This window comes from Pseudoalteromonas sp. A41-2, assembly GCF_015767615.1.
GTDB classification, from domain to species: domain Bacteria; phylum Pseudomonadota; class Gammaproteobacteria; order Enterobacterales; family Alteromonadaceae; genus Pseudoalteromonas; species Pseudoalteromonas lipolytica.
Window position 1 is genome coordinate 429,682 of record NZ_CP065231.1, and the last position, 24,062, is coordinate 453,743.

Genomic DNA, 24,062 nt, shown 5'->3' on the forward strand with positions numbered 1-24,062 from the left:
TAAATAGTTATACGCGAGGAGCGCGTGCACCCGCACGGCCATCGGCCATAGTTTCTAAAATTCGGTGGTAACTGTCAAAACGAAGTTCTGAAATATCTCCATCATCAACCGCTTGGCGAATGATACAGCCCGGATCATTTAGATGTTTACAGTCACGAAAACGACAGCCGCCAATAAAGTCACGGAACTCTTTAAAGCACCAAGTTACGCGTTCAACATCTAAATGCCATAGGCCAAACTCACGGATCCCAGGTGAATCAATAAGGTTACCGCCAGAGGGTAAGTGATGTAAACGTGAAACGGTTGTTGTGTGTTGCCCAAGACCACTATTTTCAGAGACTTCCTGAGTTAAAATTGCAGCGTCGGGTAAAACAGTATTAACTAACGTTGATTTACCCACACCACTTTGACCCACAAAGATGCTGTTTTTATCTATTAACGTTTGTTTAAGCTCATCAATACCTTGGCCCGTTTTATTACTGACGAGTAATACTTGATAGCCTAGCTCACGATAAATATCGAGAATTTCATTAATATAGGCGAGTCCTTCATCGTCAATTAAATCGATTTTGTTGAGTACTAAAATCGGCTCTATGCCCATGTCTTCACAGGCAACTAAATAACGGTCGATAATGTTAGGAGTAAACTCAGGTAATACCGCAGACACCATTAAAATTTGGTCGATATTAGCTGCAACGACTTTCACTCCGTCATAAAAATCTGGACGTGTAAGCTGCGAGCGACGTTCGTGAGTTGCTTCGATGACACCGGCTAAGTCACCCTCACTCACTTTGGCGCGACGAAATATCACTTCATCCCCGCAAACAAGGCTTGATACAGTGCGACGAATGTTACAGCGCAGCACATCACCAGAGTCCGTTTCGATATCTGCATGTTGTCCAAAACGGCTTAATACAACGGCATTTTCAGCAGGGCCTAAATTGTCGTTTTGCCATTGCACGGCTGCGCTCTTGTCTTGCTTTTTATCAGCATTAGACAAACGTTTTTGATGATTGGCCTTAATCCGACGAGACTGGCCTTTACTTAATTTCTTTTGTTTTGCCACTTTTGGCCTATAACTTGATTAAATGTCGGGCTTTTTGAAAAAAAAGCTTTAGGTCGACTGATGATACTAATATGATATATCTAAATGCGTTGGATCTAAAGGAAAGCACCGCTAAGGTAACTATGTCTTTTCATAAATCAAATCTTATCTGGCTCGACCTGGAAATGACTGGCCTCGAACCAGCAACAGATAAAATACTCGAAATTGCCACTGTTGTCACCGACAGTGAGTTAAACATCTTGGCTGAAGGCCCTGTTATTGCTATTCATCAAAGCGATGAATTACTTGATGGCATGGACGAGTGGTGTACGACCCAACATGGTCAATCAGGTTTAACAGCCCGCTGCAAAGCAAGTTCTTTCACTGAGCAAGATGCCATTGAGCAAACATTGGCGTTTTTGAAACAGTGGGTACCTGCTGGCGCATCGCCTATGTGCGGAAATTCAATCGGCCAAGACCGTCGATTCATGAATAAGTACATGCCGGAATTGGAAGACTATTTTCATTATCGCAACCTTGATGTAAGCACTATTAAAGAGCTTGCGCGCCGCTGGAAGCCTGAGGTTCTTGCTCAAGTGAATAAAAAAGGTTCACACCTTGCCCTTGATGATATAAAAGATTCAATTATGGAATTAAAGGTTTACCAAGAAAAATTCTTTAATTTGTAAAAAACATTTGCAAACACATCGGATTATTGTAGAATCCTGCCCCGCTTAAGACGTTAACCCTCGCGGGGTTAGTGTGTCTTTAGCTAAACTTTATAGTTGAAATTTGTGGCACTAGCTCAGTTGCCAGAACGTTTTACCGCAACCTTTAGGTTGTGCACCAACGGACAAATTACTGACTATTTGAATGCGGCACTAGCTCAGTTGCCAGAACGTTTTACCGCAACCTTTAGGTTGTGCACCAACGGACAAATTACTGACTCTTTGAATGCGGCACTAGCTCAGTTGGTAGAGCGCAACCTTGCCAAGGTTGAGGTCACGAGTTCGAGCCTCGTGTGCCGCTCCAATTTCTCACCAAAAGAAATTGTTATAAAAAATTCAAATTATACGGCACTAGCTCAGTTGCCAGAACGTTTTACCGCAACCTTTAGGTTGTGCACCAATGGACAAATTACTGACTATTTGAATGCGGCACTAGCTCAGTTGGTAGAGCGCAACCTTGCCAAGGTTGAGGTCACGAGTTCGAGCCTCGTGTGCCGCTCCAATTTCTCACCAAAAGAAATTGTTATAAAAAATTCAAATTATACGGCACTAGCTCAGTTGCCAGAACGTTTCACCGCAACCTTTAGGTTGTGCAGCAACGGACAAATTACTGACTATTTGAATGCGGCACTAGCTCAGTTGGTAGAGCGCAACCTTGCCAAGGTTGAGGTCACGAGTTCGAGCCTCGTGTGCCGCTCCAATTTCTCAGCAAAAGAAATTGTTATAAAAAATTCAAATTATACGGCACTAGCTCAGTTGCCAGAACGTTTCACCGCAACCTTTAGGTTGTGCACCAACGGACAAATCACTGAACACTTTGAATGAAATGCGGCACTAGCTCAGTTGGTAGAGCGCAACCTTGCCAAGGTTGAGGTCACGAGTTCGAGCCTCGTGTGCCGCTCCAAATTCTAAACTATCCTTTATAAATAATTCCCAGTTAAAAAACATTTCAGCTACGTCACGCCTGTTTATTTATTTTTTTTATAGTTGACCTTGGATTGTGGCAACAATGCGTCTTGAACCGCCCTGGTCGCGATGCTCACCTAAATAAATACCTTGCCAAGTACCGAGTTGAAGGCGTCCTTGATGGATTGGAATTGTCAGTTCGCAGCCTAATGTACTGCTTTTTATGTGTGCAGGCATGTCATCGTCACCTTCATAATCGTGGCGATAATAACTCTGCCTTTCTGGGACAAAGTGGTTGAAGTGGCTTTCCATGTCCATACGCACTGTCGGATCTGCATTCTCGTTAATAGTTAAACTGGCAGAAGTGTGCTGAATAAACAAATGCAATAAACCGACTTTATACTGGCTGATTTCAGGTAGTTGACGAAGTAACTCGTCATCAATGATGTGAAAGCCTCGTGTGCGAGGCTTTAGCTGAATGGTTTTTTGTTGCCAACTCATAGCTTATCAAAACTAACTTCTATATTGGCATTCCCGTCCTCTGAGGTGAACGGAATGAGTACTTTAGCGCCTTCACACTTATGTGTAATGGTGTGTCCTTTACCTGATACAACAATCGGTGTTGCCATATCAAATTCATAGCCCTTTTCGCCCAGAAGGTTTTTAGCGCCCCCGGTGACCATGTTGGTTATTTCGCCTACCATATCAGTCACTTCTTCGTTAACTGAATCTGGTCGCTCTCCCAGCATTCTTTCCATAATAGTTAAGGCCAAACTTTCATCAAAGGTGATTGAAAGTGAACCTTTAGTTTGTGGGCCAACCATACCGATTAAACCAGAGACATCACCGCGCGCAATCTCATCTTTTTTGAGGCTAGGTTTACCGGGTTTTAATTCTGTTTGAGCCATGGTGCTCAATACATTGAGTAAAGACGATAAAAAAGGGTTGATGAACTCCACATTCATTGTTTATTTTCCCTTAGGTTATTGCAGCGAGGCTGCTGTTCTAACTTTAATTGTAGTGGCTGTATAAAACAGTGCACTTAATCTTTGCAATTTTCACATTTTCCGTGTGCTTCAATTGTTTGTCCTGAGACAATAAAGCCGCTTTCAGCTGCTAAGTTATTAAGCTCGTGCGAAATAACAGTAGAATGCAGCTCTTTTACATAACCGCAGCTATCACAAATTAATAATTGTACTGGATGAATGTGATCAAAATGATGGCACAACATAAATGAGTTTGTGCTTTCTATTTTGTGAATAAAGCCCAGTTCCGACAAAAAGTCTAAGGCGCGATAAATTGTTGCTGGTTTTGCTCCTGACTCAGTTAATTTGAGTTGTTCTAATAAGTCATAAGCACCAACACCACCTTGCGCGCTCGCTAGCAGGCGGAATACTTTTTCACGGATAGGTGTAAAACGTGCACCACGATTATCACATACTTGTTTTGCTTTACTGACGAGTGATTCTGTATTCATCTTCTCTTATCCTTACGCTACCGTGATATACTATCATACTGTATTGTAGTTGCAGCGTTTTTATTCGCTAGCAGGTTTTCTTGGGAGTTTTCGGTATGAGTGAATTGCTTGCTGCGTTCATTTTCTTTTTTGCTGTCATTGATCCAATTGGTACTGTGCCTGTCTTTATCGCGGTTACACGAGGCGAAGACGCTAAGTTTAAACGTAAAGTAGCATTAAAAGCGGTGGGAGTGTCGGCACTGGTTTTATTGTTTTTTGTACTCGCGGGTGAACTACTTTTAAACGCAATTAAGATTCCTTTGTCTGCTTTTCAAATTGCCGGCGGAATTGTGTTACTGATATTTGCCTTGTCGATGATTTTTGGTGAAAGTAAGCCTGAAAGTGAAATCAAAAGTGTCCGCAATAGTACCGAAACGGCTATTTTTCCACTCGCTATTCCGTCAATAGCAAGCCCCGGAGCAATGCTTGCTGCAGTACTAATGACTCGAAACAATGAATACACATGGCTGGAGCAGTTAATCACGTCATCAGTGATGTTATCGGTGTTGATTATAGTGCTGGTTTTACTGTTACTTGCAACGCATGTACATAAACTCATCGGTGATAGTGGTGCAAGTATCATAAGCCGTGTGATGGGATTAATTTTATCTTCGGTTGCGGTAACAAATATTCTGGGTGGCATTGCTCATTATTTTGGCTTAACGGTTGCGGTATAGTAAAAATTAAAGCGCATTTTCAGTCATTTAAACTTTGAATTATTGCCTTCTATTATCTAACTTAAAAGGAGGCAATATAATTTAAGGAACAAAGAATGCGACTCAAACATGTTGTTTTATCTGTTTTTCTGCTTTTTAGTTTAGCTGCTTGCATGGAGCCGACCTATGATAGTGGCAAATTAAAAGTGATCGAAGTGACAGATCATGACTTTAAAATCAATGATGAAAGTGCAGTAACCTTGATCATCGGTCATGCCAATGTAGCTGAATATAGCTTTTCACTTCGCAAGAGCGATCTTAAAAAAGGCACTCTGTTGCAGTCGGTGTCTGACAGTAACCCGAATGTGCGCGCTGATGGTACATTCTTCAGTGAATATTATGTGCAATCAAAAGATCATGACACGCACGCATCAATTGAAATTGTAGAAATCGATCCTGTAGAGAAAGTGGCACGCATTGCAGTGGGTGCTAAGCTCGTTAATCTAAAAAATGAAGATTATAAAGAACTCGAAATTACACTATTTGAACTTACCGGCCAAAATTTAGAAAATCTCTTAAATAAAGTAGAGATTTAGTCATTACTTTATTTCCTCCCAGATGAAGTGTGTTAGTTACACACTTCTTCATTATCTGATCTACGATTAAGTCATGCCGTCAGCTTTGTTAAGTGGTATAATCACGCAAACTTTATTTTTATTGTGATGGCTAATTATCTTAGCCGTTACTGCTTTAATAAGCGTTAATGTATTAGGTAATCAAGTTGCAAGTGAACGCATTGATATTTAAAGGGGCCATACTATGAGCACGACGACATTAAATCGCCGTTTGTCGGTGGCACCCATGCTCGATTGGACTGATCGTCATTGTCGAACATTCCATCGTAAAATGACAAAACATGCTGTGCTTTACACCGAAATGGTGACAACAGGTGCTATTTTATTTGGTAAGGGTGATTACTTACACTTTAATCAACATGAAGGTCCTGTTGCGTTGCAGCTGGGTGGGTCTGACCCTGACGCACTTGCTAAATGTGCTAAGTTAGCGGCAGAGCGCGGTTATGACGAGGTTAACCTTAATGTAGGATGCCCATCTGATCGCGTGCAAAACGGTCGTTTTGGTGCGTGTTTAATGGCTGAGCCAAAGCTTGTTGCTGAGTGTGTCGCGGCGATGAAGGCTGAAGTATCGATTCCAGTGACCGTTAAAACACGGATCGGAATTGACGAGCAAGATTCGTATGAGTTTTTATGTGCTCTGATTGAAGCAAGCCACGATGTAGGCTGTGATGACTTTATTATTCATGCCCGTAAGGCATGGCTAAATGGGTTAAGCCCGAAAGAAAACCGTGAAATTCCGCCGCTTGATTATCCGCGAGTTTATCAACTCAAAAAAGACTATCCGCAACTGCACTTGAGTCTAAATGGTGGCGTGAAAACGATTGCTGATACAATTACGCACCTTGATTATGTTGATGGCATTATGATTGGTCGTGAGGCATACAGTAATCCATTCATTTTAAGTGACGTTGACGAAAAAATTTACGGTGATACCCCGTTTACTCTTAATCGTCATCAGGTTGTGCGAGCTATGTATGATTACATTGAAGATGAGATGAGCCAAGGCGCGAATTTTTGGCATATTGCTCGCCATATGTTGGGTATTTTCCAAGGCCAGCCGGGCGCGCGAGGCTTTAGACGCCACCTTTCAGAAAATGGTCATGGCAAAACGGCCGATTTAAGTGTTATGGATAAAGCATTGAGCTTTGTACCAGAAATTTAATGTTCAAATTGGAACAGAAAAAAAGCCACTCTTTTGTGGCTTTTTTTGATCCTAAAATTTGGTTTAAAAGTTAGTTTTTTAGTCAAATTAGTTATTTCTCATTCAGCTTAAAGTCAGTGTTTTGTTACGTGAAAACTAATTAACCTTATGTATTTTAATGGTTATTTTAAAATTTTTTGTAGTTGGCATAAGAATTGGAATCTCCTTGGTGTATTAACCCAATTATCAACAGGAGAATCACATGGGTGTATTAAATCGCGTAAACGACATTATTCAGGCTAATTTATCCGCTGCACTCGATAAAGCAGAAGATCCTGAAAAGCTGCTTAATTTACTCGTGCAAGAAATGCAGGATGCACTTAATGAGTGTCGTGCAACCGCTGCAACATTCTTAACTCAAGAAAAGCAAATAAAGCGTGAAATTGCAGCAAAACAAGCAAAGCAAGCTGATTGGCAAGCGAAAGCTGAAAAAGCACTTAGTAAAGACAGAGATGATCTTGCTAAAGCAGCATTAATTGAGAAACAGCGTTTAAACGCAGAGATTGAAGCGCAGCAACGTGAAATGGATAAAGTGGCTGACTCATTAGCGAAGTTAACAGACGACTGTCAGCGTTTGCAAAATAAGCTTGCAGATGCCAAAGCAAAGCAACTGACTTACATGCAAAAAGAGCGCGTGGTTACGGCACGCTTAAAAGTCAAAGAGCAGCTTCATAGTAACAAAGTTGCGGATGCGTTAGCGCGATTTGATTATTTAGAGCAGCGTGTTGAAAACATCGAGTCGCAAGTTGAAGCCTATGAGCTTACACACAGTGATGCTGCAAATTCGACAGCGGCGCAAATTGCTGCGTTAGAAAAAAATGATGCTATAGACAAAGAGCTGGCCGATTTAAAAGCCACTATGAAACAGTCGGCTTAGGAGGAAAACGATGAATACTTATCATACATCATCACGTTGGTTTAGAGATTTAACTAATAAGAAAATCTCTGGAGTGTGCAGCGGTTTAGCTGCTCGATTGGGCTTCCCTGTATGGTCAACGCGTTTGCTCATGATCATACTGTTTTTACATATGCCTTTCATTGTTGGGGTGGGTTACCTTGTTGCACATTGTAGCTTGCCAGTAAAAGGTTATTAGGAGCTGGTCATGAAAACGTTAGCTATTATTGTCTTAGCAATTTTACTACTGTGCACAGATACATTTGCATTTGTATCCTTTGATTCATGGCAGCTGCCTTTATCAATAGCCGATATGAGCTGGGCTGGGCTTGAGGTGGTTGGTGCACTTGTCGCTGTTATTGCTCTAGTTGCTGGGGTTGCTTTATTTACCATAGGCTTAATTGGTGCAGGTGTGGTTGCTTTAGTCGGGGTAGTGCTTGCGTTTTTATTTGGTTCTGTGGTGATTGCATGGCCCTTATTATTAATTGCAGCTTTGTGTTGGCTGATTGCTGATAACAAGAAATCACCAGCTTAAGGTACGAATAAACTGCCTTAATAAATAAAGTATGCTAAATTTAGCGGGTAAGTTGATGTCTTAACAAGGATTAAAGCATAATGAAACTGTTGCCCGCATTCCCTTTTCTTATCACAAGTTTATTTTATAGTACTTTTTCATCTGCCCACAGCGGTCATGACCATAACGATGTTGCAGAAGTAACCGTGAGCAATGCCCAAGTTCGCGAATTTTTACCTGCCAGTAAGGCCAGTGTCGCTTATTTTACGATTACCAATCCGAGTCAGCAGGCTACAACATTAACAAAGGCAACACTGGATGGTTTAGGGCGCGTTGAAATTCATCAACATACCCATGTTGATGGCATGATGAAAATGGAACAGGTTATTTCGTTAGAGATAGATGCTCACAGCAGCATTGAATTCAAACCCGGTGGTTATCATTTGATGGTGTTTGACCCTGAAGATGAGTTAAAAGCAGGGCAAGAACGAAAACTCACGCTATATTTTAAAGATGGCAACCGAGTATTTACTCAAGCCAAAGTTGTCTCTTTACATGATATGTCTAAAGAGACATCACAAAAAAGTAAAGAGCACTCACATCACTAGGAGGTACCATGTCTGAGCATAAAGGAAAAATAGCCAGTGCATTACTTATTATCTTAATTATTTTTTACGCGGTTTCGGTTTACTGGAGTAGTGAACCTGACCGTATGGATGTTGTAGGTAAGGCAAAGCAAGAAGCACAAATGCGTGGCGAAAAGTTTGTCACGGGGTACACCACTACGACAACGTTAATTAATGTAGCTAGTACATTATTGAATAAGCCCGGTGGTTACTTGTCTAACGATATTATGCCACCGAGTGTCATGATGGATAATATGCCTGCATGGGAATATGGGGCGCTTGAAATGACGCGTGACCTTGTATTATCAATGCGTAAGGACTTTAGTCGTTCTCAGTCTCAATCAACAGAGCATGAAGCACTTAAAAAAGCGCAGCCGCAGTTTAACATCAGCTCCGAAGCATGGGCGTGGCCAAGCGCTGAAGCTGAATATCAAAAAGGCATTGATTTACTTGTTGTTTATCGCAGCCAAATTGCCGACCAAAATGACAGAGACAGCCAATTTTATGCACGCGCTGATAATTTACGTGGTTGGCTAAAAGAAGCCGAAAAGCGCCTAGGCAGTTTAAGTCAGCGTTTAAGTGCAAGTGTTGGTCAAGAACGCCTAAACACTGACTTGGCCGGTGATACGGCTGCCCACCAAGCAACTTATGCACCATTGCAAAACCAAGTGAAAACGTCGTGGTGGGAAATTGATGATGTATTTTACGAATCACGGGGAGCCACGTGGGCGCTGTTACACTTTTTACAGGCTGTTGAATACGATTTCGCAGATGTCTTAGAAAAGAAAAATGCCCGTGTTAGTCTACAACAAATTATTCGTGAATTAGAAGCCACACAAGAAACGGTGTGGAGCCCAATGATTTTAAATGGCAGTGGTTTTGGTTTTGTTGCCAATCATTCACTGGTAATGGCAAATTATATTTCTCGAGCCAATGCGGCTCTAATTGAACTTAGCGAACTTTTAGCGCAAGGATAAAATGATGAAAAAGTACTGTTTAGCGGCCGCGCTTTCGATGGCCTGTTTAGCTCCTACAGCTCAAGCTGACACTCTATTAGGTTTATACCTTGGGGTAGATGGCTGGCAATCAGATAATAGCGGTAGCTTTGCTCAAGACGGTAATTTACAAAGTTTTAATTTTGAAGATGAGACTTTCACAAGCTACTATGCAGCACTAGAACACCCAGTGCCTTTAGTGCCTAACATCAAATTAAAATACACAGAGCTTGAGCTGAATGGTTCAACCATGTTGGATGAGTCATTTAGTTTTGGTGGTTCAGATTATGTTGTTGGTACACAAGTAGGCACTGTCAGTGACCTTTCTCACGTAGATTACATTCTTTACTACGAAATTTTCGATAATGATTTAGTGTCGATTGATTTAGGTGTGAACGCCAAGCAATTTGACGGTGATATTGTCGTGACAGGCACCTCGCAAGACGGTGGCCCAAACACAACAGAACGTGTTGATTTCTCTGGTTTTGTTCCTCTTGTATACGGCCGCGCAGAAGTGGGTTTACCGTTTACAGGTTTAAGTGTTTTCTTTGAAGGCAGCTTATTAGCGATTGATGACAGCAAAGTACAAGACTACCAAGCCGGTATTGCGTATGCGTTGCTTGATAATCTTGCTATCGATTTAGATGTTAAAGCGGGCTACCGTTCAATGACATTAGAATTGGATGATATTGATGATATCTATACGGATTTAGATGCGTCAGGCCCATTTGCGGGTATCCAAATTCACTTTTAATTGAGTATGCTGGCAGGTTATTTTGTAGCTTGCCAGCTTATTTCAAACTCATCGTCTAATGAGGTTGTTAGTATTTGCTTATAAGCCTTATTGATAGGTGAGACGATCAGTTTTCTTAATTCATCCCCCGTTTGTGTAAACTTATAATAGCTCAATACAAGGTCATTACTTTTTGCTTTTAAAATGAGTCGTTGATTCATAAAGCTTAGTGAGAGTTCTTGGCCAGCTTTCAATACTGCTGACTCTATTTCTTTACGATACAATAAGTTAATATCCATCAACGTTAAAATGTCAGGAAAACTAACAGGGGTTTTACCCAAATTAAGGGAGACTTTGTTACCTTTTCTGAGTAAATCAAACAAGGATGGCTTTTTATAAAAGCCTAACAAAATTAGGTGACTGTTGTCTTTTTCGTTGTAGCCACATAGCGACGTGCTGCGTTGCAGTGCATCTGCTTCACGTTGTGTCATGTACTTAAGCGTTTGCAAACTCTTGATTGAAAATGTGCCAGGTGAGACGGTTTCACCAGCCAGTATTTTAGCCCATAGTTTTTGCATCGAGATGTTTGCGGTGTCTTCACATAAGCTAATAAATCGTTCTATCCAGTCTGAATCAGGCTGTTGTTGACCTGTAACATCTGGGCAAAATGCCATCGCCATTGCCATGATGGTTTCAATATTCTCTTGGCGCTTAATAAATTGAATTTCTTGGCGTGTTTGCGCCCGTTGCAGTAAGCTGGCTTCTGCATTTATTTTATACGCCAACTGCTGCTGCCCTTGTGAAGAGTAGCTGTCATCGCTGGGACTGTTGATTTTGACAGTCGATGACTTATGAATGGGATAACCAAGCTGGTTTTCAATGATATTAGCAAGATTAACTCTTGCCTGAGCCGCTTTGACTGTCATCGGGAGCAATGGCCTTGTTGTTAGTAGCTAACTGCGCAGTGGTCTTAATATTATTGAGCGCCAGTTTAACCGTGTTGTTAAGAATATATTGGCTTAGCAAAGCGAGGTAGCCGCCAATAATAGGGGTATTTACTTCACCATGTAGGGTGCAGATAATCTCAACTTCACTGCCTTTACCAACATAGCTTATCGAACCTTGGGCAATATGTTCCTGATTAAACAAAATATTGAAAGTCATTTTATCTGAACTTAACTGGGTGATTGTCATTTCACCTGAGCCAAACTTACTTTGCCAAAATTGATGAGCTCCAACGCCTTTACTTGGCTCAGCGACAGTAAACTTAATACTGGGATCAACTGCTTGCCATGGTTGCCAACGTGGCCATTGTGTGAAATCGCTCACTAAGCTGGCTATTTCATCCGGCGCTGCTGTGACGTTAACCGACTTATTAACGGTGTATTTTTGTGACAGCATTAGGCCAATTACCAAGGCGATTAGCGCACTGATAAACAGCGTTTTTAGGCATAAAATGAATAATTTAATGATCCCACCTCAGGCAATAATTTGATAGCTTTCATAACATTATACGTATCATAGACTATAATCTACACAGTATAAGTTATCACTAATGTATCATAGCCGAATAAGTGATAGAATTTTAAGCAACACTGTAAACCGGAATTGAGCCATCGTTACTGTTTTACGCTGATTTGTCTAAGGAATTATTAATGGCATCAGAATCTAACGACTTTTTGTTTAGTGACCAAGATGATGAGCCGCTATTGAGCGAAACAGTCTCAGAGTTTTGGGATGTCTTAATTGTTGACGATGATCCAGAAATACATTCAGTAACAAAATTGGCGCTCTCAGGCGTTGAGTTTTGGGATAAAGGTCTGCGTTTTCATCATGCGTATTCCGGAGCAGAAGCACTTTCTGTGCTTAAAGATAATCATTCAATTTCCGTTGTATTACTGGATGTAGTTATGGAATCTGATGATGCGGGCTTGCAAGTTGTGAAGCAAGTTAGAGAGTCCCTCAATAATCATAATGTGCGCATTATTTTACGCATGGGTCAACCAGGCTACGCACCAGAAGAAAAAGTAATTCGTGAATACGACATCAACGACTATAAAACAAAAACAGAGCTTACCCGCAGTAAGCTTATTACTGCGCTCGTGACGGCGATTCGTTCTTATGAGCAGGTCTGTCAGCTGGAGTTTCAAAGTCGAGCACTCAATAACATCCTCTATGCCTCAAAAGCTATTTTAGGTTTCACTGATATCAAAGCGTTTACCATGGCGGTAATAAAACAGCTTTCATTTATTTTAGAGTGTGAGCCACAAGGGTTGCTATGCGGATCATTAGACGATGATAACCAAGTCTGTGTGCTTGGTGGTTGTGTCGAATACAACGAGTTTATTGGCCAAGGTGTTGAGCAGTTAGACAATGGGCGTATTATTTTACAGGTGAAAAACTGTTTAGAGCAGGGCACACATCAACACACTGAAATTGATAGCACTTACCTACTAAAAAGTAAAAATCGCCAAGCCGCTATATACTTAGAGACCGCACATATCCCGAGTGAGTCGCAGTTACAATTTGCAGAAATATTTCTCACCAATGTGAGTGTGGGACTTGATAATGTGCGTTTGTTTAACCGTTTACGTGATGCGGCTTATAAAGATACGTTAACCGGCCTTTCTAATCGCAATGATTTTATGAACAAGGTTGAGCGTTTTTATCATCCTGGTAAAAATGATTATGTTTTTTTACTGATCGACGTTGCGCAGTTTTCAGATATTAACAATGGGTTAGGCCAAGAAATTGGCAATTTAATACTCGTTGCTATCGTTGATAGGTTACGTCAAGAGTACCCTCAAGCTGAGTTGATATCGCGAATTGGTGCCGATGTATTTGGCTTATTACTGCCAAAAGAGCAATGTGACATTGAGATGTTATGTGAGCATTTAAGCTTGCCATTCAATGCGGGTGAGCACATTTTGCCGATCAATTTTAAAATTGGTATGTGCTGCCAAGGGGATTTCAAGCCATCAGGTATCGAAACCCTAAAGCTCGGTTATATTGCATTAAACCAAGCAAAAAAACAGTCGATGGAAGCTGTTATTACTTATACGCCTGACATGGAAGAGCAAATGGCATGGCGGTTAGGCATTATCAGACAGCTTCGCCAAGATTTTGAACAGCGTAAACTCGAAGTGTGGTTTCAGCCACAACTCGATTTGAAAACATTAGACATCATAGGATGTGAAGCTTTATTGCGATGGCCCTCAGGTAATGGCCAGTACATTTCACCCGCCATATTTGTGCCGATGGCTGAAGATGCGGGTTTAATTGTCGAAATAGGTCAATGGGTATTAGAGCAAGCATGCATGCAGCAAAAGCGTTTGGAGCAACTCGGTTTTGCAATTAGCATTGCAGTTAATGTCTCGGTGCCGCAATTTAAAGTGAAAGGTTATGCGCAGCGTGTAAAAGACACCTTAATTAATTACCAAGTTGAACCAAAGTTTATTGAGCTTGAAGTAACCGAGAGCGTTGTAATGGACGAACTTAGTAATGTTATTACGACGTTGCAGGAGCTTAAAGACTTTGGGATCGAAATTGCTATCGATGACTTCGGTACAGGCTTCTCATCATTAAGCTATTTACAACGCTTACCACTCGATCGACTAAAAATAGACAGGGCATTTATCAAAGACCTTCCCGGTGAAGATTGTGAAGCCATTGCGGCGTTAATTATTTCTTTAGGCGCAAGATTAGGGTTGAAAACGATTGCCGAAGGAGTTGAAACACAAGCCCAAGCAGACTATTTAAGTGAACTTGGTTGCGATGAAGTGCAAGGCTTTATGTACGCTAAACCTATGCCAGAGAAAGAGTTAATTACGTATTTACAAGCTAAGCACTAATTGGCTTTGATAAAACTCAACGATTTAAAAGCGCCCTTCCATTTGAAGGGCGTTTTGTTTTCTATAATAATCCTTAAGAGTGGGGTATAATTCGCCCCTTTTTGGTAGCAGAGTACATTTTATGAGCGCATTAAAAGCCGAGCGTGGCCTGTTTTCTTACCCTAAATATTGGGCCGAATGCTATGGCACAGCGCCATTTTTACCAACCACCCGAGCAGAGATGGATGCGCTAGGCTGGGACAGCTGTGATGTCATTATTGTCAGTGGTGATGCCTATGTAGACCACCCAAGCTTTGGAATGGCTGTTATCGGGCGCATGCTTGAATCACAAGGTTTTCGCGTTGGTATTATTGCCCAGCCAGATTGGAATTCTAAAGATGCTTTTATGACACTTGGAAAACCAAACCTCTTTTTTGGGGTGACTGCGGGCAATATGGACTCAATGATCAATCGTTATACTGCCGAAAAACGTATGCGTCATGACGATGCTTACACACCTGGTAATGTTGGGGGAAAGCGTCCTGACCGTGCAGTTGTTGTTTATAGTCAGCGTTGTCGTGAAGCGTATAAAGATGTGCCATTAGTGATTGGTGGTATTGAAGCGAGTTTACGCCGTATTGCGCATTATGATTACTGGCAAGAAAAAGTGCGCCGAAGCATATTGTTCGACGCCAAAGCTGATATTTTGATCTACGGTAATGCTGAGCGTCCATTGGTCGAGGTTGCTCATCGTATTGCAGCCGGTGAGAGTGTCGATTCAATTCAAGACATTCGTGGTACCGCGGTTATTCGTAAAGAGCCATTACCAGGGTGGCGCGGCAGTGATTCAACAGCCATCGATAAAATTGGCAAAATTGATCCGATCCCTAATCCGTATGGTGCGGATGATGTTGGCTGCAGTAAATCTGAATTTAAACAAGCCGGTATTGATTTAAGTGCTGAGGCGGCAAAGCCGATAACAATTCAGCCTGCGCGTCCTAAGCCTTGGGAAAAAACCTATGTTAAGTTGCCAGCTTATGAGCAAGTAAGTGTAAACAAGCCTTTGTATGCGCATGCATCACGTATTTTACACCAAGAAACAAATCCCGGATGTGCACGTGCATTATTTCAGCGCCATGGCGATCGTTCTATTTGGGTTAATCCGCCGGCTTTTCCGCTTGAAACAGAAGAGATGGATGGCGTTTTTGGTTTGCCATATCAACGTATTCCACATCCAAGTTATGGTGATGAAAAAATTCCTGCTTACGAGATGATCAAAACGTCCGTGAATATCATGCGAGGCTGTTTTGGTGGGTGTTCATTTTGTTCGATTACTGAACATGAAGGACGTATTATCCAAAGTCGCTCAGAGCAATCTATCATTGACGAAATTGAACAAATTCGTGACAAGGTGCCAGGGTTTACAGGGGTTATCTCTGACTTAGGCGGCCCAACAGCGAACATGTATAAATTACGTTGTAAGAGTAAAAAAGCAGAAAGTACATGCCGTCGTTTATCGTGTGTTTACCCTGATATTTGTAAACATATGGACACCGACCACACGCCGACGATTGAGTTATACAAAAAAGCACGTGATGTAAAAGGGATTAAAAAGATCTTAATTGCATCGGGTGTGCGTTACGATTTAGCCGTTGAAGACCCTCGCTATGTTAAAGAGCTGGTCACTCACCATGTTGGTGGTTACTTGAAAATCGCACCGGAACACACCGAAGATGGCCCGTTATCGAAAATGATGAAGCCAGGTATGGGCGCTTACGACAAGTTTAAAGAGTTGTTTGATAAATACTCGAAAGAGGCAGGTAAAAAGCAGTATTTGATCCCGTATTTCATCTCAGCCCACCCAGGCACCAAAGATGAAGACATGGTGAATATGGCGCTGTGGTTAAAATCGAATGACTTTAAGCTTGATCAAGTTCAGAACTTTTATCCTTCACCCATGGCGAATGCGACGACAATTTATCATACCGAGATGAACTCGTTGCGTAATATTAAAAATAACACGGAGCAAGTACCTGTTCCAAAAGGGGCACGTCAGCGTCGTCTGCATAAGGCAATTTTGCGTTACCATGATCCGGCTGGTTGGCCGATGATCCGTGAAGCTCTTAAAAAAATGGGTAAAGCGAATCTCATTGGTAAAGGCCCTCATTGTTTAGTTCCTGAGGAAGGGCGCAATGAAAAGGCTGCTAAAGGGAAAGGGCGCACAGGCCGAGCTGCACTAACCCGCCACACAGGTTTTAGCCAATTTAAGAAGGCGAACACCAAACCGCGTGTTGGTAAAAATAAGCAACGAGCAACATAGATTATAAAAAGCAAAACGGCCCACAAGGGCCGTTTTTAGTTTAAATAAGTAACCAAGTCGCAGTGCCTAAAAAGGCAAAAATACCCACTATATCTGTCACCGTCGTAAGCACTACGCTGCCTGCTAATGCAGGGTCAATTTTCATTCTCTTTAAAATAAGCGGAATACTGGCCCCTGCAATACCGGCTGCCACTAAGTTCATGAACATAGCAAAGGCAAGCACCGCACCGAGTTTAAAGTCCCACTGCCACAGCGCGACAACACCCGCGATTAAAATAGACCAAATTACCCCGTTTAGCGCGCCGATAGCGAGCTCTTTGAGTAATAAAAAGCGTTGGTTGGTTTGGTTTATATGGCCAACAGCAATACCACGAATAACAAGTGTAAGCGTTTGGCTGCCTGCTACGCCTCCCATTGAGGGAACAATACCATTTAGTACAGCAAGAATAGGTAAGATAGCTAATGTATTCTCGAAAAAACTAGCGACTATTGCAGCGAGTAAAGCGGTTAATAAGTTGACTCCTAGCCAAATAGAGCGGCGCTGCGAGCTTTTCAATACGGGAGCAAAAGTATCTTCTTCATCATCAAGACCCGCTAAGCTTAATAAGCTATGTTCGGCATCTTCACGGATAACGTCAACGATATCATCGATGGTAATACGCCCTAGTAGGTGCGCGTTATCATCTACAACGGGGGCTGAAATCCAGTTATGGCGTTCGAATAATTGTGCCACGTCGCTTTCATCCATCGATATTAAGATAGATTCACAGTCTTCATCCATCAGGTCGCGAACCACTTTATCTGAGGGATTGGTCAACAACGTCGTTAAAGATAATGCCCCTAAAAAGCAATTATGTTTATCAACGACGTATAAATCATCGGTGCCTTCAGGTAAATCGCCGCGTAAACGCAGGTAGCGTAAAACAACATCTAGTGTGACGTCTGGGCGAATGGTTACCGTATCGCTGTTCATCAAGGCACCAGCTGAGCGCTCTTGATAAGACAGGGCTTGGGTGGCTCTTTCTCTGTCTTGCGAGTCCATGGCGCCGACAACGTCTTGGTAGACTGTATCAGGTAGGCTACGAAGAACCTCACCTAAATCATCGTCGTCCATGTCTTCGGTTGCGGCAGCAATGTGCTCAGGTTCCATTTGGGCAATAATGCCTAAACGTACATCTTCTGAGAGCTCTTCTAATACGTCACCACGCACATCAGGGTCAACCAGCTGCCAAAGCATACGGCGAATTTTATGTGGGGATGATTCTAAAAGGAGTGCGGTATCACACGGTGCTGTTTTTGCTAACATGCCGCGCACTTGAACAAATTGACCACTATTGAGTGACTTGGTCACCTGTTTTAGTTGTTGTAGCGGGTAATCTTGTTCAAAGGCTTCTGGCATTGGCGTCCTTACAACTGAAAAAATAGCTTAAAATCTGACTCAGCAAATACAGCATAGTTGCTAAATTTAGTATTTGCAGGGATATCGCCGCACTGAGATAAATTTACTAAGAAAAATGTATTTTAGAGAAGCGAGCGATATAAAAGTAGGATATTTAACAGGAATTTTAAATACCCAATGCAAGTTTAACGTAAACAGTCAAGGCTTAGCAAATGCTATTCTTGTTCATGAAAGCGTTGTGCAATTAATTCGCCTATTGCATTGAGTGCTGCGTCAGCATCGGGGCCTTCACACACCACACGGACTTCTTTGCCTTGGCTGCTCTCGAGTAACATTAAGGCTAATACACTATCGCCTTCGGCTTCTTTATCGTCTTGGTAAAGCGTTATTTTAGCATCGAATTGCAGTGCAAGTTGTGCCAAAACCGTGGCTGCTCGTGCATGTAAACCTAGCTTATTTTGGATTAAAAAAGTGTCTTCAGCATGCATCGTCGTTGCCTATTGGGTATCTTGCTCGCGGTGGCGTATTTTCACGTTTGCGTGACTTTTCGAAAAGCTCTCACCAATGGTTTGCGCTAAGTAAACCGAGCGATGTTGTCCACCTGTGCAGCCAATCGCAATGGTTAAATAACTGCGATTATTTCGCTCTAAGTGAGGAAGCCATGTTTGTACAAAGGTTTGAATTTGCCATGTAAACTTTTGCACTATGCTGTGACTAGCAAGGTAATCTTTTACTGGTTGGTCTAAGCCTGTCAGTGGTTTTAGATCCGGTTCCCAGTGTGGATTCGGTAAAAAGCGAGCATCAAATACGTAATCAGCTTCTTTTGGAATACCGTGCTTAAAGCCAAACGACATAAAAGTAATAATGAGCTTTTTGTCTTTTTTACCCAGTATTTTTTCGCGAATAGATTCGGCAAGCTGATGTACGCTGAGATCGGTCGTATCAATCATAAAATCGGCACGGGTGATCAAAACATCCAGTAATACTTTTTCTTGTTTAATCGCTAAATCAAGCGGCAGCGAGTCAATCGATAATGGGTGTAAGCGGCGAGTTTCAGAGAACCGTTTGATCAGTGTTTGATCATCACTATCTAAATAAAACAACGTGGGTTTTGCAAAGCCCGGTAAATACTCAAGAATATCGTTAAATTCTTGCTGTTCTTTCGGCAGGTTACGCACATCGATACTTACAGCAATTTTGTCGTAATTATCTGACACACTGCGTACTAACGAAGGAAGTAGGTTTACAGGAATATTATCAACGCAGTAATAGCCTAAGTCTTCAAGTACTCGTAAAGCGACCGATTTACCTGAACCAGAGCGACCGCTGATAATAATTAATTCCATTTATGCCTCTGATGCAATGACTTTAAACAGATCACTATCTGTTTTAGCACTGCGTAGCTGTTTACAAAATTCTTTGTCTTTAAGTCTATCAGCAATTGTTGATAAGGTCTTTAGATGAAGTTGACAGTCACCATCTGGTACGATGAGTGCGACAAAAATATCCACTGGACGATTATCAATTGCGTCAAAATTTATAGGTGACTCACTCACAATTACAAATGCGTGTGGCTGATCTGCACCGCTCATACGACCATGTGGAATCGCAATACCTCGGCCAATACCTGTGCTGCCCAATTTTTCTCTGTTCAATAGGGCATTGAGTATATCTTGCTGAGATAAATGAGGGAGCTGCTCATGAGCCAGTTCGCTGATAAATTCGAGAATTCTTTTTTTGCTATTAAAAAGGACCGCAGCTTTGCTGCAGTCCTGGTTAGTAAGTGAACTAAGTTTCATAATTTAGTGTCGAGCTAATTTCTCTTTGTGTTTAATTACTTGACGATCAAGTTTATCGATTAACGAGTCGATGGCTGCATACATATCTTGGTGTTCAGTAGAGGCAAATAACTCGCCTCCGTTTACATGTAAAGTTGCTTCTGCTTTTTGGCTTAGTTTTTCTACATCTAGAATGACATGAACATTATTAATGTGGTCAAAATGCCTTTCTAGTTTCGCAAACTTGGTGTTTACATAGTCTCTTAATGAATCTGTGATTTCTACATGACGACCAGTTAAATTTAGTTGCATAAGCATTTTCCTTCTATGTAAAACGTCTAAATCAGACTCTTACGCTGATTCGACGGAGGTATTGCTAGAGACTCTCGATATTTTGCTATTGTCCGTCTAGCTACTTTAATTCCTTGCTCAGCCAATATATCTGCAATTTTGCTATCACTCAATGGTTTAGCTGTGTTTTCTGCGGCGATTAGCTTTTTGATTAAAGCGCGAATTGCCGTAGATGAACACTCACCCCCATTTTCAGTGCTTACATGGCTGGAGAAGAAATATTTCAACTCAAAAATTCCCCGCGGGGTATGCATGTATTTTTGTGTTGTTACTCGCGAAATTGTTGATTCATGCATTTCGACCATTTCTGCGACATCATTTAATACCATGGGTTTCATGGCCTCAGGACCATGTTCAAAGAAAGCCTGTTGTTGTTGAACAATACAGTTAGTCACTTTTAATAACGTGTCATTACGGCTTTCTAAGCTTTTAATAAACCATTTTGCTTCTTGTAAATGAGAGCGAATAAATTGGCTATCACTGCTTGATTTTACAGAACGTGACATCGCCGCATAGTGGCTATTCACTCTGATTTTCGGCATGCAGTCTGGGTTTAGTTCAACTACCCAACGGCCTTTTATTTTTTTTACGGATACATCGGGTATCACGTATTCAGATTCTTCTCTAACAATGGTATCCGCAGGCTTTGGATTTAAGCTGTGGATCAATGTCATGACTTCTTTCAGCTCACTTTCTTTAAGCTTAGTCTTTTTCATCAAAGTGCGATAGTCACGACTCGCTAATAATTCAATATGTTCTGATAACACCATTTTAGTTTCAGCTAAATAGGGGGTGTCAGCATCGAATTGGCGTAATTGAATACACAAACATTCTTGTAAACTACGTGCGCCAATACCGACAGGATCGAATAATTGGATTCTTTTTAAGACAGCTTCGACTTCATCAAGTTCGATTTCTTCTTCATCGTTATTTTGATTGAAGCTTTCAACAATGTCTTCGCAGCTTACGGTTAAAATACCCGAATCATCAATTGCCTCAACAATCGCAACGGCAATCGCTTCGTCTGTTGGGCTGAATGGAGTCAGTTGTAACTGCCACATTAGGTATTCGTGGAGAGTTTCGGTTGATGCGCCTTGGTAAATTGATTCATCTTCAGGCATTGGACCTGAGGAACTTGATGGGGCAGCACTCATGTACTCATCCCACGTAACATCCATTGCTAAGTCGTCACTTACGGTGTCTTTGTTGAGGGCATCACTGCTTTCTTGCTCGTACTCGCTCGCAGCTTCGTCAGCCGACGCGCTTAGTTGGGTATCGTCAGATTCGGCTTTCTGCTCGTTCTTGCCAATACTCTCTTCTGCATAATCTGCTTCTTCAACTTCAAGCAAAGGGTTAGAGTCTAACGCTTCTTGAATTTCTTGCTGGAGATCCAATGTACTGAGCTGCAACAAACGGATAGCCTGTTGCAGTTGTGGAGTCATTGTAAGTTGCTGGCCCATGCGCAGCTGTAATGATTGCCTCATGTATCCCTAACAATCCTTTTTAGTCTTATCAAACAATAGAACGATGCCGTTAACTATTTATTTGATTTATTGTCATTGTTATAAGTCTAGCAGATGCTCTAGTCGGTGGCGTATTTAAAGCCTGAATTGCTCGCCTAGATACACATCGCGTACAGTTTGGTCGGCTAACACATGTTCAGGTGTACCTGATGCAATTAGCTCCCCATGAGAAACAATGTAGGCTTTTTCACAAACATCAAGGGTTTCTCTCACATTGTGGTCAGTAATTAATACACCAATACCACGATTTTTTAAGTGCTCAATAATTTTCTTTATATCTAACACTGAAATAGGATCAACACCAGCAAAAGGCTCATCGAGCAAAATAAATTTAGGGTCAGCGGCCAGTGCACGTGCTATTTCAACACGACGGCGTTCACCCCCTGACAATGCCATACCTTGGCTGTCACGAATGTGTTGAATGCTAAATTCATCAAGTAAACTGTTAAGTGTTTCTTCGCGGCCTTGTTTATTGAGATCTTTACGGGTCTCTAAAATGGCCATTAAGTTTTGATAAACAGTCAGTTTTCTAAAAATCGATGATTCTTGTGGCAAATAGCCAATACCTAAGCGAGCGCGGCTGTGCATTGGCAATAAGGTGATGTCGTTATCATCAATGCTTATTTTACCTTTGTCACTGGGCACTAATCCCACAATCATGTAAAAGGTGGTTGTTTTACCTGCGCCATTTGGCCCAAGTAAACCGACAATGCTGCCAGCTTCTACCTCAAGGCCTACATTTTTTACAACTTGGCGACCCTTATAGCTTTTAGCTAATAGCTCTGCTTTTAGTGTGCTCATGGCTGGCCTTCATCGTTCTTTTTGTTATCAACAGGCACTAAAATAGTGTGTACACGATCGGTCGAGTTTTCATCTTTCTCGGCACTTATCAGTTGCTGTTCCATATCGTATGTAATGCTCTTGGCACTGACTTTTTGGCCTGCTTGAGTCACTTGTGCATTGCCAACGAGTGTTAATAAGCGTTTAGCAACATCGTATCGAACTTCTTCAGCACTGGCGCTCATAATAGTGCCGTCAGCTTGTTTTTCTTCAAAGTAAGCGGGCTTTCCTGTGGCAATAATTAATTCAACCGTGCCTTCAACTTCACCTGCATGTGCTTCGAGTCGATCCGCTGTAATACGACGGTTACCATGTATGATCTCGACATTATCTTCGAAGATACCAATGCCATTTTTTAGCTGACCTTCTTGGCGATCAGAGCTAATGCTGATTGGTGTGCCAGCCTGCTCAGCAGCTGCGCCAGAAAACGCAATCAATAAGCTTGGGATCAGGAGTAATTTCTTAAGTTTATTGGTCATAGTATATGGTTCGTGTATGGTTAGTTAACTCAACAATTTCGGCTTTTAAATCGGCTTTTAAACCTTTACCGGTAATTTTTAAATTCGGCCCTGTCAGCGTGACAGGTTGCTTAGAAAACATGGTCATTTTGTCAATGTCGATGTTAATGTTCTCAGCTTTAATATCTTCGATCATGCCATTATGGGTAAGGTTTTTAGCAACCACATCCCCTTCGAATACAAGCTGATCGTTTTCATATAACGTGGCTTCTTTGGCTTTTACTTGCCAAACTTGCTGATCACCGTAAATGGTGAAAATGGGTTGCTCAAAAAAGGTAAACCCGAGCTGTTGATACAGCTCCATTTTAGCTGCGGCCACTTTATGACTGATTTTACCTTGATCATCATAGGCTGTTTGCTTTAATGCGATTGCGGTGTAATCAGGTGTAGCGATAATCTCGTCTTCACTGAGCACTGTGTTTGTCGGTTGATTAAAGTACGGATACCATAACCAAACCATGCTACAAACAAAAACAATACTTAGTAAAATACGGGCTATATTCATGCGCTCGTTCCATCGCTAGTTAGCGGTTTGCCATTTTCTAGCATTAATAAATCAGTTAGTTCACGCACAGCTCCAAAGCCACCAGGTAACAGGGTGGTGTAATGAGCCAGTTTTTTGATTAATGGATGAGCATCATTAACAGCAACGGCAAATCCGACTTTTTCCATAACCGGTAAGTCTGGACCATCGTCACCAATATAGGCAATTTGCTCATCTGTTAAGCTAAGTTTATCTTTTAACTCTTGATAAGCAATGAGCTTATTCTCTTGGCCCTGATAAATATGTTGTACCGTAAGGCTAGTCATTCGCTGCTGAACTATTTGTGAATGGCGTCCCGTGATTACGGCCACCTGAAAACCACTATTGATAAGGGCTTTAATGCCGAATCCATCTTTTGTATTGAAAGCTTTAAGCTCTTCGCCTTGATTGCCCAAATAAATACGGCCATCTGAAAAAACACCATCAATATCACAAATAAGCAGTTTTATTTTTTGAGCACGTTGACTCACGTCTGTGCTTACTGGTTGGTAAAGCTCAGCAAATGTCAT

Annotated in this window: 28 protein-coding genes and 4 tRNA genes; 16 read left to right on the plus strand and 16 right to left on the minus strand. The window is 41.7% G+C overall.

Annotation, left to right across the window (positions count from 1 at the left end):
- Window positions 1-7: 7 nt before the first annotated feature.
- Complete coding sequence (gene rsgA, locus IT970_RS02040) at window positions 8-1,066, minus strand: small ribosomal subunit biogenesis GTPase RsgA (RefSeq protein WP_196857566.1); 1,059 nt, start codon at window positions 1,064-1,066, stop codon at window positions 8-10.
- 122 nt (window positions 1,067-1,188) lie between these two features.
- On the opposite strand from rsgA, the gene orn reads away from it, so the two are divergent.
- The 5 genes from orn (at window position 1,189) to IT970_RS02065 (ending at window position 2,677) form a co-directional block, all read left to right on the plus strand.
- Window positions 1,189-1,734 carry an oligoribonuclease gene (gene orn, locus IT970_RS02045; RefSeq protein WP_036971404.1) on the plus strand — a complete coding sequence of 182 codons (546 nt, stop codon included), beginning with the start codon at window positions 1,189-1,191 and terminating at the stop codon, window positions 1,732-1,734.
- A gap of 267 nt (window positions 1,735-2,001) precedes the next feature.
- Window positions 2,002-2,077: transfer RNA gene (locus IT970_RS02050), tRNA-Gly, on the plus strand.
- A gap of 122 nt (window positions 2,078-2,199) precedes the next feature.
- Window positions 2,200-2,275, plus strand: a tRNA-Gly gene (locus IT970_RS02055).
- A 122-nt stretch (window positions 2,276-2,397) separates the two neighbouring features.
- Window positions 2,398-2,473 (plus strand) — tRNA-Gly (locus IT970_RS02060).
- Window positions 2,474-2,601: 128 nt separating this feature from the next.
- Window positions 2,602-2,677 (plus strand) — tRNA-Gly (locus IT970_RS02065).
- A gap of 77 nt (window positions 2,678-2,754) precedes the next feature.
- On the opposite strand, the gene IT970_RS02070 is transcribed toward IT970_RS02065, so the two are convergent.
- The 3 genes from IT970_RS02070 to IT970_RS02080 all read right to left on the minus strand — a co-directional run bounded on the left by IT970_RS02070 (window position 2,755) and on the right by IT970_RS02080 (window position 4,156).
- Window positions 2,755-3,180 (minus strand): secondary thiamine-phosphate synthase enzyme YjbQ, encoded by a 426-nt coding sequence (locus IT970_RS02070; RefSeq protein ID WP_036971402.1) that lies wholly within the window; start codon window positions 3,178-3,180, stop codon window positions 2,755-2,757.
- On the minus strand, window positions 3,177-3,644 hold the full coding sequence (locus IT970_RS02075; protein WP_065978232.1) for a chemotaxis protein CheX: 468 nt from the start codon (window positions 3,642-3,644) through the stop codon (window positions 3,177-3,179). The genes IT970_RS02070 and IT970_RS02075 overlap by 4 nt, the downstream gene beginning before the upstream one ends.
- 77 nt (window positions 3,645-3,721) lie before the next feature.
- Window positions 3,722-4,156, minus strand: a complete 435-nt coding sequence (locus tag IT970_RS02080) for a transcriptional repressor (protein WP_036971396.1) — start codon at window positions 4,154-4,156, stop codon at window positions 3,722-3,724.
- 95 nt (window positions 4,157-4,251) lie between these two features.
- On the opposite strand from IT970_RS02080, the gene IT970_RS02085 reads away from it, so the two are divergent.
- The 9 genes from IT970_RS02085 (at window position 4,252) to IT970_RS02125 (ending at window position 10,471) form a co-directional block, all read left to right on the plus strand.
- Window positions 4,252-4,872: a MarC family protein gene (locus IT970_RS02085; RefSeq protein ID WP_036971394.1), complete on the plus strand. Its 621-nt coding sequence runs from the start codon at window positions 4,252-4,254 to the stop codon at window positions 4,870-4,872.
- Between the two features lie 95 nt (window positions 4,873-4,967).
- Window positions 4,968-5,447, plus strand: a complete 480-nt coding sequence (locus tag IT970_RS02090) for a hypothetical protein (protein ID WP_075594342.1) — start codon at window positions 4,968-4,970, stop codon at window positions 5,445-5,447.
- A 223-nt stretch (window positions 5,448-5,670) separates the two neighbouring features.
- A complete protein-coding gene (gene dusA, locus IT970_RS02095) occupies window positions 5,671-6,648 on the plus strand; it encodes a tRNA dihydrouridine(20/20a) synthase DusA (RefSeq protein WP_075594343.1) in 978 nt (325 codons plus the stop codon).
- A 241-nt stretch (window positions 6,649-6,889) separates the two neighbouring features.
- Complete coding sequence (locus tag IT970_RS02100; protein ID WP_036971361.1) at window positions 6,890-7,564, plus strand: PspA/IM30 family protein; 675 nt, start codon at window positions 6,890-6,892, stop codon at window positions 7,562-7,564.
- A gap of 10 nt (window positions 7,565-7,574) precedes the next feature.
- Complete coding sequence (locus tag IT970_RS02105) at window positions 7,575-7,781, plus strand: PspC domain-containing protein (protein ID WP_036971358.1); 207 nt, start codon at window positions 7,575-7,577, stop codon at window positions 7,779-7,781.
- A 9-nt stretch (window positions 7,782-7,790) separates the two neighbouring features.
- Window positions 7,791-8,117, plus strand: a complete 327-nt coding sequence (locus tag IT970_RS02110) for a hypothetical protein (protein ID WP_036971355.1) — start codon at window positions 7,791-7,793, stop codon at window positions 8,115-8,117.
- A gap of 80 nt (window positions 8,118-8,197) precedes the next feature.
- On the plus strand, window positions 8,198-8,704 hold the full coding sequence (locus IT970_RS02115; RefSeq protein WP_036971352.1) for a copper chaperone PCu(A)C: 507 nt from the start codon (window positions 8,198-8,200) through the stop codon (window positions 8,702-8,704).
- Between the two features lie 8 nt (window positions 8,705-8,712).
- Complete coding sequence (locus IT970_RS02120) at window positions 8,713-9,699, plus strand: DUF2333 family protein (protein WP_065978189.1); 987 nt, start codon at window positions 8,713-8,715, stop codon at window positions 9,697-9,699.
- 4 nt (window positions 9,700-9,703) lie between these two features.
- On the plus strand, window positions 9,704-10,471 hold the full coding sequence (locus IT970_RS02125) for a TIGR04219 family outer membrane beta-barrel protein (RefSeq protein WP_065978188.1): 768 nt from the start codon (window positions 9,704-9,706) through the stop codon (window positions 10,469-10,471).
- A 17-nt stretch (window positions 10,472-10,488) separates the two neighbouring features.
- On the opposite strand, the gene IT970_RS02130 is transcribed toward IT970_RS02125, so the two are convergent.
- Both IT970_RS02130 and IT970_RS02135 read right to left on the minus strand, forming a co-directional pair.
- A complete protein-coding gene (locus IT970_RS02130; protein ID WP_065978187.1) occupies window positions 10,489-11,376 on the minus strand; it encodes a TIGR03899 family protein in 888 nt (295 codons plus the stop codon).
- Window positions 11,345-11,851, minus strand: coding sequence for an SRPBCC family protein (locus IT970_RS02135; RefSeq protein ID WP_196857567.1), 507 nt, complete (start codon window positions 11,849-11,851; stop codon window positions 11,345-11,347). Before IT970_RS02135 ends, IT970_RS02130 begins: the two co-directional genes overlap by 32 nt.
- Before the next feature lie 254 nt (window positions 11,852-12,105).
- Here IT970_RS02135 and IT970_RS02140 point away from each other — a divergent pair, with 254 nt between their 5' ends.
- Window positions 12,106-14,301: a bifunctional diguanylate cyclase/phosphodiesterase gene (locus tag IT970_RS02140; RefSeq protein ID WP_196857568.1), complete on the plus strand. Its 2,196-nt coding sequence runs from the start codon at window positions 12,106-12,108 to the stop codon at window positions 14,299-14,301.
- Window positions 14,302-14,422: 121 nt separating this feature from the next.
- Window positions 14,423-16,600, plus strand: a complete 2,178-nt coding sequence (locus IT970_RS02145) for a YgiQ family radical SAM protein (protein WP_065978184.1) — start codon at window positions 14,423-14,425, stop codon at window positions 16,598-16,600.
- 40 nt (window positions 16,601-16,640) lie between these two features.
- Here the strand turns inward: IT970_RS02145 and mgtE are convergent, their stop codons facing one another.
- The 10 genes from mgtE to kdsC all read right to left on the minus strand — a co-directional run bounded on the left by mgtE (window position 16,641) and on the right by kdsC (window position 24,062).
- Window positions 16,641-17,999: a magnesium transporter gene (gene mgtE / locus IT970_RS02150; RefSeq protein ID WP_036971332.1), complete on the minus strand. Its 1,359-nt coding sequence runs from the start codon at window positions 17,997-17,999 to the stop codon at window positions 16,641-16,643.
- Window positions 18,000-18,214: 215 nt separating this feature from the next.
- Window positions 18,215-18,487: an HPr family phosphocarrier protein gene (locus tag IT970_RS02155; protein WP_036971331.1), complete on the minus strand. Its 273-nt coding sequence runs from the start codon at window positions 18,485-18,487 to the stop codon at window positions 18,215-18,217.
- 9 nt (window positions 18,488-18,496) lie between these two features.
- Entirely contained in the window at window positions 18,497-19,345 is an 849-nt protein-coding gene (rapZ, locus tag IT970_RS02160; protein ID WP_036971328.1) for an RNase adapter RapZ, read from the minus strand.
- On the minus strand, window positions 19,346-19,798 hold the full coding sequence (gene ptsN, locus IT970_RS02165; protein WP_036971327.1) for a PTS IIA-like nitrogen regulatory protein PtsN: 453 nt from the start codon (window positions 19,796-19,798) through the stop codon (window positions 19,346-19,348).
- Between the two features lie 3 nt (window positions 19,799-19,801).
- Window positions 19,802-20,089, minus strand: a complete 288-nt coding sequence (gene hpf / locus IT970_RS02170; protein ID WP_036971325.1) for a ribosome hibernation promoting factor — start codon at window positions 20,087-20,089, stop codon at window positions 19,802-19,804.
- 26 nt (window positions 20,090-20,115) lie between these two features.
- Window positions 20,116-21,612, minus strand: a complete 1,497-nt coding sequence (locus tag IT970_RS02175) for an RNA polymerase factor sigma-54 (protein WP_036971323.1) — start codon at window positions 21,610-21,612, stop codon at window positions 20,116-20,118.
- 114 nt (window positions 21,613-21,726) lie between these two features.
- Window positions 21,727-22,452: an LPS export ABC transporter ATP-binding protein gene (lptB, locus tag IT970_RS02180; RefSeq protein WP_036971319.1), complete on the minus strand. Its 726-nt coding sequence runs from the start codon at window positions 22,450-22,452 to the stop codon at window positions 21,727-21,729.
- Window positions 22,449-22,970 (minus strand): lipopolysaccharide transport periplasmic protein LptA, encoded by a 522-nt coding sequence (gene lptA, locus IT970_RS02185; protein ID WP_036971315.1) that lies wholly within the window; start codon window positions 22,968-22,970, stop codon window positions 22,449-22,451. The genes lptB and lptA overlap by 4 nt, the downstream gene beginning before the upstream one ends.
- Window positions 22,960-23,514 carry an LPS export ABC transporter periplasmic protein LptC gene (lptC, locus tag IT970_RS02190; protein WP_036971312.1) on the minus strand — a complete coding sequence of 185 codons (555 nt, stop codon included), beginning with the start codon at window positions 23,512-23,514 and terminating at the stop codon, window positions 22,960-22,962. Before lptC ends, lptA begins: the two co-directional genes overlap by 11 nt.
- On the minus strand, window positions 23,511-24,062 hold the full coding sequence (gene kdsC, locus IT970_RS02195) for a 3-deoxy-manno-octulosonate-8-phosphatase KdsC (RefSeq protein ID WP_036971309.1): 552 nt from the start codon (window positions 24,060-24,062) through the stop codon (window positions 23,511-23,513). Before kdsC ends, lptC begins: the two co-directional genes overlap by 4 nt.